Here is a 12,756-nt window from a genome sequence, read left to right on the forward strand (position 1 = left end):
GGAGAGTGATCAGGGCACCAGCGGGCGGTTGGCGGCCTGCTTGGCGCGGATATCCTTGAGTGCCTTGTCCATTGCCGCCACCCGTGCGGCCGTGGCCGGATGCTGGGCGGTGTAGGCGTTGAGCACGGTAGCCGGATACTGGCTGGCGGTACGCTGCCAGAACGGAATCACGCCGTCGAGATTGTAGTTGGCGCGCGCCAGCAGGTAGAGCGCGAGCCGGTCGGCCATCGCATCCATGTCCTGCGGTACCGGCTTCACGCCTGCCATGCCGCTCATGCTGCTGGTGTCAGGGCGGATGCGGGTGAGGTTGTCGATGATGCCGCCGAGCGTCGCGCTGAGCTTGCGGCGCGACGGATGGGCGAGGATGTTGTGGGCCAGCTCCCTGGCCATCACATAGGCCAGTTCGTCGTCGTTGCGCACATGATTCATCATGCCGCGCGTGATCATGACCCGGTAGCCGTCGGACCAGGCGTTGACGGCGTCGCTGTTGCCGAGCTCGACGCCGAAACCGCAGGCGTTCGTCAGCGGCACATTGAGCTGCACCGCGCCGCCGTTGCGCAGCACCGTCATCGCCACGGCGGAGCGCTTGCTGACCAGGGGCGCGAGTATGCCGGCCGCCTGGCGTTCCGCATTCGCGCCCTCGGGCAGCGGCTGATCTTCCACGGTAAGCAGGGTGTCGCCGCGCTGGACGCCCGCGCGCTCGGCGCCGCTGGGACTCAGCACACCCATCACCTGCAGCCGGTCGGACAGGCCGAGCACCTTCTGTGCGGCGGCGGCGTATTCCGGCGAATAGGAGTGACGGTTCTTGGCGGTGAAGCCGAGCAGGTTGCGCGCGGCCGCCTTGCACAGCGCGGTATTGTTGGTCAGCAGCGGACCGGCGACGCGATACAGCCGGTCCTGCAGCGCGGCCAGGTTGCGGACCGTGGTTTCCTCCGGCGTCGGCGCCGCCGCCACCGGCCGGTCGTCGACCGGCTTAGGCTGGGCCTGGGGCGCGGGCGGCGTCGGGCTGGTGGCGCAGGCGGTGAAGAGCACCGCGACCGGCAGCAGCATCAGCCGGGCGCGTGATTGGGTCAGTAGTACTTGTATTGCCGACATCTTTTCTCCCTCAGTGTTTTCCGGTGCTGCCGAAACCGCCGGCACCCCGTTCGCTGTCGCCAAATTCCTCCACCACCTCGAAGCCGACCTGCAGCACGGGCACGATCACCAGCTGCGCGAGCCTTTCCATGGGATTGAGTGTGAACTCACCCTGGCCCCGGTTCCAGGTCGATACCATAAGCTGACCCTGATAGTCGGAGTCGATCAGACCTACCAGATTGCCCAGCACGATGCCATGCTTGTGGCCGAGGCCGCTGCGCGGCAGGATCATCGCGGCATAGCCGGGATCGGCGATATGGATCGCGAGTCCGGTCGGCACCAGCTGGGTTTCGCCGGGCCTGAGCACCAGCGGCGCATCGATGCAGGCCCGCAGGTCGAGCCCGGCGCTGCCCGGGGTGGCGTAGGCGGGCAGCTGGTCTTTCATGCGCGGGTCGAGGATTTTTACGGCGACGGTTTTCATGTTTGGCAAGAATAAATACAAGAACCCGGCTTTCTGCCGGGAATTACAAAACGATACAGCGTCGGCGCATCAGCCAGGCAGGCGGCCGGCGATTTCCGCGACCAGCGCACGCGCCAGCTCCTGCTTGCCCGCGCGCGGCAGGTGCTTGTAGCCGTCATGGTCGAACAGCACGAGTTCATTCTCGTCGCGCCCGAAGGTCTCATGGCCGATGTTGCCGACCAGGAGAGGCACTTTCTTCTTGCGCCGCTTTTCCTCGGCATACTGGAGCAGGTTCTCCGACTCGGCGGCGAAGCCGACGCAGTAGGGCGCCTGCGGGAGCGCGGCGACGGCCGCCAGGATGTCCGGGTTCTGCTCGAAGCGCAGCTGGGGCGTGTCGCCGTCCGCGTTCTTCTTGAGCTTCTGCGCGCTGGCATTGGCGACGCGCCAGTCGGCCACCGCGGCGACCGCGATGAAGACGTCCTGGCCGTGGGCCGCCGCCATCACCGCGTCATGCATCTGCTGCGCGGTCCTGACGTCGACCCTGCGCACGCCGAAGGGCGTCGGCAGCGCGGTGGGGCCGGCCATCAGCGTCACGCTCGCACCGGCTTCGCGGGCCGCCCGCGCGATCGCGAAGCCCATCTTGCCGGAGGAGAGATTGGTGATGCCGCGGACCGGATCGATCGGTTCGAAGGTCGGGCCGGCGGTGAGCAGTACGCGTTTGCCAGCGAGCCGCTTGGGCTGGAAGGCGGCGACGATCTCTTCCAGCAGCTGTTCAGGTTCCAGCATGCGTCCCATGCCGGTTTCGCCGCATGCCTGGTCGCCGCTGCCGGGGCCGAGCAGCATCACGCCATCCTCCCGGATGCGCTCGACGTTGCGCCGGGTCGCCGGGTTCTGCCACATCTCGACGTTCATTGCCGGCGCTGCCATCAGCGGCAGCCCCGCCGGCCGGGCGACGCAGAGCGTGGAGAGGAGATCGTCACAGGCGCCGTGCGCCAGCTTGAAGATGAAGTCCGCCGAACAGGGCGCAATCACCAGCGCATCGGCGTCGCGGGTGAGATCGATGTGCGGCATGTTGTTGGCGATGCGCGCGTCCCACTGGCTGGTGTAGACCGGCTGTCCGGACAGCGCCTGCATGGTCACCGGCGTGATGAAATGCTCGGCGGCGGCGGTCATCACCACCTGTACCTTCGCCCCGGCCTTGCCGAGCGCGCGCGTCAGTTCGGCCGCCTTGTAGCAGGCCACTCCCCCGGTGAGACCGAGGACGATTCGTTTGCCGGCGAGATCCATGCTGCTCCTGTGTCGACGACGAAATGCGGCTAGTGTAGCAGTTGCGGCAACATCTATTTGCCGACCCGTCGCAGCTCATCGATGATGAACAGCGCGGCGCCGCCGACGATGGCCATGTCGGCGACATTGAAGGCCGGCCAGTGCGGCAGCGTGGAGTTGGGGATGTAGAAGTCCAGGAAGTCGATCACGTGGCCGTACGCGAGGCGGTCGATCAGGTTGCCGATGGCGCCGCCGAGTATCAGCGCCAGCGCCCAGCAGAACATCCGCTGTCCCGCGTGGCGCCTGAGCAGGTGGAGGATGAAGATCACCGCTGCCACCGCGACCGCCGTGAAGAACCAGCGCTGCCAGCCGTCCTGGCCGGCGAGGAAGCTGAAGGCGGCCCCCTTGTTGTAGGTCAGCACCAGGTTGAAGAAGGACGTCACCGGCATCGAGTCGCCATAGGAAAACAGGCGGGTGATCGTCACCTTCGTGATCTGGTCGATCAGGATGATGATGGTGGCGATGCCGAGCCAGGGCAGCATGCTGGATTTCGGGCTCGATGACAGATTCTTGAAGCTCTTTTGTTTGGCCATGTCTTCTCGATAGATTGCCGTTCCCGGGCGGGAACGGCAGATTGCACTCAGGCGTACCGGCGCGGCTCGCCGCGGCCGAAGAGATTGCTCACGCAGCGGCCGCAGAGGCAGGGATGCGACGGCTCGGAGCCGACGTCGGCGCGGTAATGCCAGCAGCGCTCGCATTTCTGATGCGCGGACGGCGTGACGACCACGCCTTCATCGGCTTCGCCATCGACCCGGGTGACCCTGGCCTGCGACGTGATGAAGATGAACTTCAGGTCGTCGCCGAAACTGTCGAGCAGCGCAAACTTGTCGCCGCTGGCCTTGATCTCCAGCTCGGCCTGCAGGGAGGAGCCGATGCCGCCCGCCACCCGCAGCTCTTCGAGCTGCTTGGTGACGACTGCGCGCACCTCGCGCAGCGCGGCGAAGCGGGCCAGCAGTGCCGGCGCGTCGCCGACTTCCGGCAGCGCGTAGTAGACCTGGGTGAAGATGGTCTCGTCGCTCTGCGCATAGCCTTCCGGTCCCGCGAACACCGCCCAGGCTTCCTCGGCGGTGAACGATAGGATGGGCGCCATCAGGCGCAGCAGGGTCTGCGTGATGTGCCAGATCGCCGTCTGCGCCGAGCGGCGCGCCTTCGATTCGACGCCGGTGGTGTACAGCCGGTCCTTCAGGATGTCGAGATAGAAGCCGCCGAGGTCTTCCGAGCAATAGGCCTGCAGCCTGGCCACCACGGGGTGGAACTCGAAGACCTGGTAGTGCGCGAGGATCTCGGCCTGCAGTTCCGCCATGCGCGCGATCGCGAAGCGGTCGATCTCGAACAGTTCCGGCACGGGCACCAGATCCTTCTTCGGATCGAAGTCGGAGGTGTTGGCCAGCAGGAAGCGCAGCGTATTGCGGATGCGGCGATAGGCTTCCACCACGCGCTTGAGGATTTCGTCGGAGATCGACAGTTCGCCCGAGTAGTCGGTGGAGGCGACCCACAGGCGCAGGATTTCCGCGCCCAGCGTGTCCGACACCTTTTGCGGCGCCACCACGTTGCCCTTGGACTTGGACATCTTCTTGCCCTCGCCGTCGACCACGAAGCCGTGGGTGAGCAGCGCCTTGTAGGGCGGGCAGCCATTGATCATGGACGAGGTCAGCAGCGAGGAATGGAACCAGCCGCGATGCTGGTCCGAGCCCTCGAGGTAGAGGTCGGCCGGGAACTGCGACTGCTCCGCGTGCGAGCCGCGCAGCACCGTCTGGTGCGTGGTGCCGGAGTCGAACCAGACATCGAGCGTGTCCTTGTTCTTCAGGTACATCTCCGCCTCGGCGCCGAGCAGGTCCTTCGGGTCGAGCGCCTGCCAGGCCTCGATGCCGTGCTGTTCGACGCGCCGCGCGACTTCTTCCAGCAGTTCCGGCGTGCGCGGATGCAGTTCGCCGGTTTCCTTGTGCACGAAGAAGGCCATCGGCACGCCCCACTGGCGCTGACGCGACAGGGTCCAGTCCGGGCGGTTGGCGATCATGCCGTGCAGGCGCGCCTTGCCCCATGACGGGAAGAAGGCGGTCGCGTCGATGCCTTCGAGGGCGGTCTCGCGCAGGCTCTTGCCGCCGTCCTTCGGCTTGCGGTCCATGCTGGCGAACCACTGCGAGGTCGCGCGGTAGACCACCGGCGTCTTGTGGCGCCAGCAGTGCATGTAGCTGTGATCGAGCATGGCCAGCTTGAAGAGCGCACCGGCTTCGTCGAGTCTGGCGCAGATCGGCTTGGAAGCTTCCCAGATCGTCATGCCGCCGAACAGCGGCAGCCAGGACGCGTACTTGCCGTCGCCCATGACCGGATTGAGGATGTCCTCATCCTTCATGCCATGCGCCTTGCAGGAATTGAAGTCTTCCACGCCGTAGGCGGGCGAGGAGTGCACGATGCCGGTGCCGGAATCGGTGGTCACATAGTCGCCGAGGTAGACCGGCGAGCTGCGATCGTAGCCCTTGTCCATCTCCGCGAGCGGGTGGCGGAAGCGGATTTCCGACAGCTTCGCGCCCTGCGCGGTGGCGATGACGCTGCCCTGCAGGCCGAAGCGCTGCAGGCAGGAATCCACCAGGTCCCTGGCCAGGATCAGCAGCAGGGCCTCGCCGTTGCGCTCGGTCTGCACCAGCGCGTATTCCACTTCCGGATGCATGTTCAGCGCCTGGTTGGCGGGGATGGTCCACGGCGTGGTGGTCCAGATCACCGCATAACCCTTCTGCACGGGCAGACGGGGCAGGCCGAACGCGGCCGCCAGCTTGTCGTGTTCGAGGAAGGGGAAGCCGACGTCGATCGCCGGATCGCGCTTGTCCTGGTACTCGACCTCCGCCTCCGCCAGGGCCGAGCCGCAGTCGAAGCACCAGTTGACCGGCTTCAGGCCGCGGTAGACGTAGCCCTTCTCCAGGATGGTGCCGAGCGCGCGGATCTCGTCGGCCTCATTGCTGAAGTTCATGGTCTTGTACGGGTTGTCCCATTCGCCGAGCACGCCGAGGCGGATGAAGTCCTTCTTCTGGCGCTCGATCTGCTCGGCCGCGTAGGCGCGCGACTTGGCCTGCACTTCGGCGGTCGGCAGGTTCTTGCCGTACTGTTTTTCGATCTGGATCTCGATCGGCATGCCGTGGCAGTCCCAGCCCGGTACATACTGCGCGTCGAAGCCCGCCATGTTGCGGCACTTGACGATCATGTCCTTGAGGATCTTGTTGACCGCGTGGCCGATGTGGATGTCGCCGTTCGCATACGGCGGGCCGTCATGCAGGATGAATTTCGGGCGGCCCTTGGAAGCCTTGCGGATGCGCTGGTAGATCTTCTTGTCCTGCCATTCCTTGACCCATTTCGGTTCGCGCTTGGCGAGGTCGCCGCGCATCGGGAAGGCGGTTTCGGTCAGGTTGACCGGGTACTTGTTTTTTTGCTCGGACATGTCGGTTTCAATCGTAAGAATCGGGTGGATCGGGCGAAGCCAGGGGCTAGTTCGTCCGGTCCTGAATTCGGTCGGTGGCGGAGACGGCCAGCGCGCCGCGCTCGCGGAAGTAGGCGCGCGCCTGCTGCGCGTCGCGCTCGATGGCGGCGGTCAGGGTGGGCAGGTCGACGTATTTTTCTTCTTCCCGCAGCTTCTTCAGGAATTCGACCCGCACGATGCGGCCGTAGCATTGCTCGCGGTAGTCGAACAGGTAGGTCTCGAGCAGCACGCGCCCGCTGTCTTCCACCGTCGGCCGCACGCCCATGCTGGCCACGCCCGGAATCGGCTGCGCCGCCAGGCCGTGCACCTGCACCACGAAAACGCCGGACAGCGCCGGGCGCTTGTGGGCGATTTTCAGGTTCATCGTGGGGAAGCCGATGGTGCGGCCGAGCTTCCTGCCATGGATCACATGGCCCGACACCGCATACGGATGGCCGAGCAGCTGCGCGGCCAGGCCGAAGTCGCTGGCGGCGAGCGCCGCGCGCACCGCCGACGACGAAATCCGCACGCCGTCGTTGAGCACCGCCGGCAGGGCCTCGACATGAAAGCCGTACTTGCGGCCCGCTTCCTTGAGGGTGGCGACATTGCCCGCGCGCCGCGAGCCGTAACAGAAGTCTTCGCCGACCATCAGCCACTTGACGTGCAGGCCTTCCACCAGCACGCGCTCGACGAATTCCTCGGGCGGCATGGAAGCGAAGTGGGCATTGAAATGCTCGACGATCACCCTGTCGATGCCGGCGTCGGACAGCGACTGCAGCTTGTCGCGAAGATTGGCGATGCGGGCCGGCGCCCTGGACAGGTCGCCCGCCTGCAGCGCGAAGAATTCCCGCGGGTGCGGCTCGAACGTCATTACCGCCGCTTCGATCCCCAGGCGTCCGGCGGCCTCGCGCACGCGCGACAGCAGGGCCTGGTGGCCGCGATGCACGCCGTCGAAATTGCCGATCGTCAGGGCGCACGGGGCGCGCGACGCGGCATTGGGAAGTCCGCGGAAAACCTTCATCGGGAAAAGGCGGGGAACGTTTGCAAAACGAGAGATTATAAAGGCATGAGGGGATTTTGCCGGTAATACAGACGCAGCAGGTCGAAAACCTCGGGATATTCCCGCGCCAGCGGTTCGGGCAGCACGAAAAACGCTTCCGAGGCGACCGCGAAGAATTCCGCCGGATGACGCGCCGCATAGGGATCGAGCGGCAGCTCGGCGGCCAGCCCGTCGTACAGGGACGCATGCGACGGTTTGTCGTCGTCGAAATCGTCCGGCAGCTGCGCCTCCAGCGCATCCACCCGCGCCACGAAATCCTCGTAGGCGGCCTCGAATTCCCGCCGCCAGCGGCCGGGCGACAGTTCGCGATGGAATTCGGGAAGGAAGGGCGGGCGGCCGTTGGCGCCGCCGTCGGCCATGTCGATCTTGTGCACGAACTCGTGGATCACCACGTTGTAGCCCGCCGTGTCGCTCTGCTGCGCGTCTTCCCAGGACAGCACCACTGCGCCGCCGGCATCGATCGCCTCGCCCGACACCGGTTCTTGCCATTCATGCACGACACCGGCTTCGTCGATTTCGGTCTGCGGTATGACGAACGCGGCCGGATAGACGATCACGCCCGCCATGTCGCGGTAGAGATCCAGCGTGAGATTGAGCACCGGCAGGGTGGCCTGGGCCGCGATCAGCACCGCGGTTTCATCGTCGAGCGCCAGGCCGTCGGCGCCGCTGAAGGTTTTCCGCGCCAGCAGCTCTTCCGACAACGTCTTCAGCCGGGCCTGATCGTCGGCCGGCAGGCGGGCGAGGAAGTCCAGGCGCGCCACGCAGTACTGCCAGAGCGGATCGGGGATGCGCGGCGCATGGCGCCGGAAAAGTTGAGTCAGCCATTCCATGCGGGCATTGTGGCGGAAACCGTCCGCCCCCGCCATGAAATCAATGGAACCCGCCCATGAAATGGTCGAGCAGCGCACTCATGTTGCCGACCCCGCCGCGCGGAATGCGGCCCTCCGGCGTCAGCTGGTCGACCAGGTCCGGCAGCATCGCCGACAGCCGCCGCGCGACGTCGGGCTCTGCGTAGCCGGTCTCCTCCGCGATCTGCTGCAGGTGGCCTTCGCCGAGGACCTGCTGCAATTCGCCGGCGCTGACCTCGATGTTCGGGCCGTCGGCGATCCAGGACTGGATCACGTTGCCCAGCCCCGCCTCCTGAAAGCGCTCGACCAGGCCGTGCAGTCCTCCCGCCTGGCCGTTGTTGGCGACGAGCGAAAGCGCCGCCTGCAGCAGCCGGGTGCGGGAATCGAGAAGCGGAAAATGGTTATCCTCCAGCATGTCGAATGCCCTGTCGAGCAGTCCCATGTCCGTCTCCGGTTCGTTGAATTAGGGCCTACCTTAGAAGAAAGCCGGACGGGACGCAGAGGTATTCGAGGATTATTTGATTTGCATTAGTTTCCGGAATGGTCAGATCTCGCCCCAGCAGGCGTTGAGCGCGGCAAGCGCGGCCAGGCCGGCGGTCTCCGTGCGCAGGACCCGCGCGCCCAGGCCCAGCACCAGCGCGCCGGCGGCGATCGCCGCATCTTCCTCTTCCGGACTGAAACCGCCCTCCGGGCCGATCATCAGCGTGAGCGCCTGGGGCGGATGGTGCCGCGCCCAGGCCGAGAGTTCCTGCCCGGCGCGCGGCGAAAACAGGATGCGCGGATGCAGGCAGCTCTGCGCCATCCAGGCGTTGAATTCCATGGGCGCGCCGAGCTGCGTCAGGCGGTTGCGGCCGCATTGTTCGGCGGCGGCGGCGGCGATCGCCTGCCAGTGCTCCAGCTTCTTCTCCGCGCGCTCCGGCGACAGGCGCACGACGCAGCGGCGCGCGGCCAGCGGCTGAATCGCGGCGGCGCCGAGTTCCACCGCCTTTTCCACGATCCAGTCCATCTTCGATCCTTCCGGCAGCGCCTGGGCCAGCGTCAGCGCATACGGCAACTCCGCCTCGCGCGGCGAAAAGGCCTTCACTTCCGCCTGCGCCTGCCTTTTGCCGATCACGCTCAGCACCGCCGCGTATTCGCCGCCTTCGCCGTTGAACAGCGTCAGCGTGTCGCCCGCGGCCAGGCGCAATACATGAACATGGTGGGCAATGGCGTCCGGGAGGGTGACGGTGGCGCCGACGGCGAGCGGGAGTGGGCAGTAGAAACGGGGCATCGAAGGTTTTTGTTTTGACAAGAACGGCCGCGGATGGCGCCGGGCGGGCCTTCGCGCCGCGTTTCGGGGCGCGTTCGGAATCCGGCGATTTTAATGCCGCCATGTCCAGTCTGGTAAAATACCGGGCTTTTCATGCTTCCCCGGAACGGCCCGCATTCCGCTCCACCCCGCCACACACCTTGCTTGATTTGAAATGACTTCCTCTCTCCCCACCGACAAGATGGCCAACGCGATCCGCGCGCTGGCGATGGACGCAGTGCAAAAGGCGAATTCGGGCCACCCCGGCATGCCGATGGGCATGGCCGAGATTGCCGTCGCCCTGTGGACCAGGCACCATCGCCACAACCCGCTCAATCCGCGCTGGATCAATCGCGACCGCTTCGTGCTGTCGAACGGCCACGGCTCGATGCTGCAGTACGCGCTGCTGCACCTGTCCGGCTACCGCCTGTCGATGGATGAGATCCGCAATTTCCGCCAGCTGCATTCCAAGACCCCGGGACACCCGGAGTATGAAATCACCGAAGGCGTCGAGACCAGCACCGGCCCGCTCGGCCAGGGCATCACCAATGCCGTGGGCATGGCGCTGGCCGAAAAGCTGCTGGCCGCCGAATTCAACAAGCCCGGTTTCGAAATCGTCGATCACTACACCTACGTGTTCACCGGCGACGGCTGCCTGATGGAAGGCATCTCGCACGAAGCCTGCTCGCTGGCCGGCACGCTGCGCCTGAACAAGCTGATCGCGCTGTACGACGACAACGGCATCTCGATCGACGGCAAGGTCGACGGCTGGTTTACCGACGACACGCCGAAACGCTTCGCGTCCTACGGCTGGAACGTGATCGCCGACGTCGATGGCCACGATGTGGCGGCTGTCGACGCCGCGATTGCGGCAGCCAAGAAGTCCGATCGTCCGACGTTGATCTGCTGCAAGACAGTGATCGGCAAAGGCGCGCCTAATATGCAGGGTTCCGACAAGGTGCATGGCGCCGCGCTGGGCGACAAGGAAGTCGCCGCCACGCGCGAGGCCATCAACTGGCCGTATCCGCCCTTCGAGATTCCGGCCGACGTGTACGAGGCATGGGATGCGAAGAAGGCCGGCCAGGCGGCGGAAGATCAGTGGAATGCATTGTTCAGGGCGTATGACGAGCGTTATCCGCAGGAGGCAGGCGAATTGCTGCGCAGGATGAAGGGCGAACTGCCCGGCAACCTGGACTCGGCAATGGAGGCCTACATCGCTTCCTGCGTCGAGAAGAAGGAAAACATCGCGACCCGCAAGGCCAGCCAGAACGCCATCCAGGCGCTGGCCCCGGTGCTGCCGGAATTCCTCGGCGGTTCCGCCGACCTCACCGGTTCCAACCTGACCAACTGGAAGGAATGCGTGGCGGTGCGCAGCGAGCAGCCGGGCAACCACATCAACTATGGTGTGCGCGAATTCGGCATGGCCGCGATCATGAACGGCATTGCCCTGCACGGCGGCTACCTGCCTTTCGGCGCGACCTTCCTGACCTTCTCGGACTACAGCCGCAATGCGATCCGCATGGCGGCATTGATGAAGATTCGTTCGCTGTTCGTGTTCACGCACGACTCGATCGGCCTCGGCGAAGATGGCCCGACCCACCAGTCGGTCGAGCACATCTCCAGCCTGCGCCTGATCCCGAACCTCGACAACTGGCGTCCCTGCGACACGGTGGAGTCGGCGGTGGCATGGCGCGAGGCGGTCAAGCGCCGCAACGGCCCGAGCACGCTGATCTTCTCGCGTCAGAACCTGCCGTACATGGAGCGTTCGGCGCAGCAGGTGGCGGATGTGGCGCGCGGCGGCTATGTGCTGCGCGACGCGGCCGATGCCAGGGTGGTGCTGATCGCCACCGGCTCGGAAGTGGAACTGGCCATGAAGTCGGCCGACGCGCTGGCGCAGCAGGGCATCGCCGCACGCGTCGTGTCGATGCCGAGCACCGACGTGTTCGACCGTCAGGATGCGGCCTACAAGGCGAGCGTGCTGCCCAAGGGCCTGCCGCGCGTCGCCATCGAGGCCGGCGTGACGGACTTCTGGTACAAGTACGTCGGTCTGGAAGGCGCCGTGGTCGGTATCGACACCTTCGGCGAATCCGCACCGGCGGGCGTGCTGTTCAAGCACTTCGGCTTCACCACGGACAACGTGGTCGCCAAGGTGAAATCGGTTTTAGCTTAACCAACGTTCAGGAGATAGAACCATGACCATTCGCGTCGCAATCAACGGCTACGGACGTATCGGCCGCAACATCCTGCGCGCCCACTACGAAGGCGGCAAGAAGAACGACATCCAGATCGTGGCGATCAACGACCTCGGCAATGCCCAGTCGAACGCCCACCTGACCCGCTACGACACGGCGCACGGCAAATTCCCCGGCACCGTCGAAGTCGACGGCGAGTTCATGGTCGTCAACGGCGACAAGATCAAGGTCTTCGCCCAGCGCAACCCGGCTGAAATCCCGTGGGGCGAGCTCAACGTCGACGTCGTGCTGGAGTGCACCGGCTTCTTCACCACCAAGGAAAAGGCTTCGGCCCACCTCAAGGGCGGCGCCAAGAAGGTGATCATCTCCGCGCCCGGCGGCAAGGACGTGGACGCCACCGTCGTCTTCGGCGTCAACCAGAACGTGCTCAAGGCATCGGACACCGTCATCTCCAACGCCTCCTGCACCACCAACTGCCTGGCCCCGCTGGTCAAGCCGCTGCACGACAAGATCGGCCTGCTGAACGGCCTGATGACCACTGTGCACGCCTACACCAACGACCAGGTGCTGACCGACGTGATGCATGAAGACCTGCGCCGCGCCCGTTCCGCCACCCAGTCCATGATCCCGACCAAGACCGGCGCCGCCGCCGCGGTCGGCCTGGTGCTGCCGGAGCTGAACGGCAAGCTGGACGGCTACGCGATCCGCGTCCCGACCATTAACGTCTCCATCGTCGACCTGTCCTTCATCGCCGCCCGCGACACCACCGTGGACGAAATCAACGCGATTATGAAGGAAGCGGCGGAAGGCCAGCTCAAGGGCATCCTGACCTACAACACCGACCCGCTGGTCTCGGTCGACTACAACCACAACCCGGCATCGAGCAACTTCGACGCCACCCTGACCAAGGTCTCCGGCCGTCTGGTCAAGGTCTCGTCCTGGTACGACAACGAGTGGGGCTTCTCCAACCGCATGCTCGACACCACCGTCGCGCTGATGGCGGCGAAGTAAGACGTGTCGCTGTAAGGCAGTAAAAAAGGACGGGGCGACCCGTCCTTTT

Annotated in this window: 11 protein-coding genes; 2 read left to right on the plus strand and 9 right to left on the minus strand. The window is 65.5% G+C overall.

Annotated elements, in window-relative coordinates:
* Positions 1-9 precede the first annotated feature (9 nt).
* From NCCP691_RS03280 to NCCP691_RS03320, 9 genes are all read right to left on the minus strand, one after another.
* On the minus strand, positions 10-1,095 hold the full coding sequence (locus NCCP691_RS03280) for a M48 family metalloprotease (protein WP_220806813.1): 1,086 nt from the start codon (positions 1,093-1,095) through the stop codon (positions 10-12).
* Positions 1,096-1,105: 10 nt separating this feature from the next.
* Entirely contained in the window at positions 1,106-1,555 is a 450-nt protein-coding gene (gene dut, locus NCCP691_RS03285; RefSeq protein ID WP_220806814.1) for a dUTP diphosphatase, read from the minus strand.
* A 69-nt stretch (positions 1,556-1,624) separates the two neighbouring features.
* Positions 1,625-2,821: a bifunctional phosphopantothenoylcysteine decarboxylase/phosphopantothenate--cysteine ligase CoaBC gene (gene coaBC, locus NCCP691_RS03290; protein ID WP_220806815.1), complete on the minus strand. Its 1,197-nt coding sequence runs from the start codon at positions 2,819-2,821 to the stop codon at positions 1,625-1,627.
* Positions 2,822-2,874: 53 nt separating this feature from the next.
* Positions 2,875-3,393, minus strand: a complete 519-nt coding sequence (gene lspA / locus NCCP691_RS03295) for a signal peptidase II (RefSeq protein WP_220806816.1) — start codon at positions 3,391-3,393, stop codon at positions 2,875-2,877.
* Positions 3,394-3,440: 47 nt separating this feature from the next.
* Positions 3,441-6,290: an isoleucine--tRNA ligase gene (gene ileS / locus NCCP691_RS03300; protein WP_220806817.1), complete on the minus strand. Its 2,850-nt coding sequence runs from the start codon at positions 6,288-6,290 to the stop codon at positions 3,441-3,443.
* Between the two features lie 46 nt (positions 6,291-6,336).
* Complete coding sequence (locus NCCP691_RS03305; RefSeq protein WP_220806818.1) at positions 6,337-7,329, minus strand: bifunctional riboflavin kinase/FAD synthetase; 993 nt, start codon at positions 7,327-7,329, stop codon at positions 6,337-6,339.
* A 35-nt stretch (positions 7,330-7,364) separates the two neighbouring features.
* Positions 7,365-8,198: a M90 family metallopeptidase gene (locus tag NCCP691_RS03310; protein WP_220806819.1), complete on the minus strand. Its 834-nt coding sequence runs from the start codon at positions 8,196-8,198 to the stop codon at positions 7,365-7,367.
* A gap of 40 nt (positions 8,199-8,238) precedes the next feature.
* Positions 8,239-8,658: a YidB family protein gene (locus NCCP691_RS03315; protein ID WP_220806820.1), complete on the minus strand. Its 420-nt coding sequence runs from the start codon at positions 8,656-8,658 to the stop codon at positions 8,239-8,241.
* A gap of 102 nt (positions 8,659-8,760) precedes the next feature.
* A complete protein-coding gene (locus NCCP691_RS03320) occupies positions 8,761-9,486 on the minus strand; it encodes a 16S rRNA (uracil(1498)-N(3))-methyltransferase (protein ID WP_220806821.1) in 726 nt (241 codons plus the stop codon).
* A 193-nt stretch (positions 9,487-9,679) separates the two neighbouring features.
* Between NCCP691_RS03320 and tkt the strand changes: the two genes are divergently transcribed.
* Positions 9,680-11,674 carry a transketolase gene (tkt, locus tag NCCP691_RS03325; protein WP_220806822.1) on the plus strand — a complete coding sequence of 665 codons (1,995 nt, stop codon included), beginning with the start codon at positions 9,680-9,682 and terminating at the stop codon, positions 11,672-11,674.
* Between the two features lie 22 nt (positions 11,675-11,696).
* Positions 11,697-12,707 (plus strand): type I glyceraldehyde-3-phosphate dehydrogenase, encoded by a 1,011-nt coding sequence (gene gap, locus NCCP691_RS03330; RefSeq protein ID WP_220806823.1) that lies wholly within the window; start codon positions 11,697-11,699, stop codon positions 12,705-12,707.
* Positions 12,708-12,756: the final 49 nt, after the last annotated feature.

It is taken from the genome of Noviherbaspirillum aridicola, assembly GCF_019656455.1.
GTDB lineage: Bacteria > Pseudomonadota > Gammaproteobacteria > Burkholderiales > Burkholderiaceae_D > Noviherbaspirillum > Noviherbaspirillum aridicola.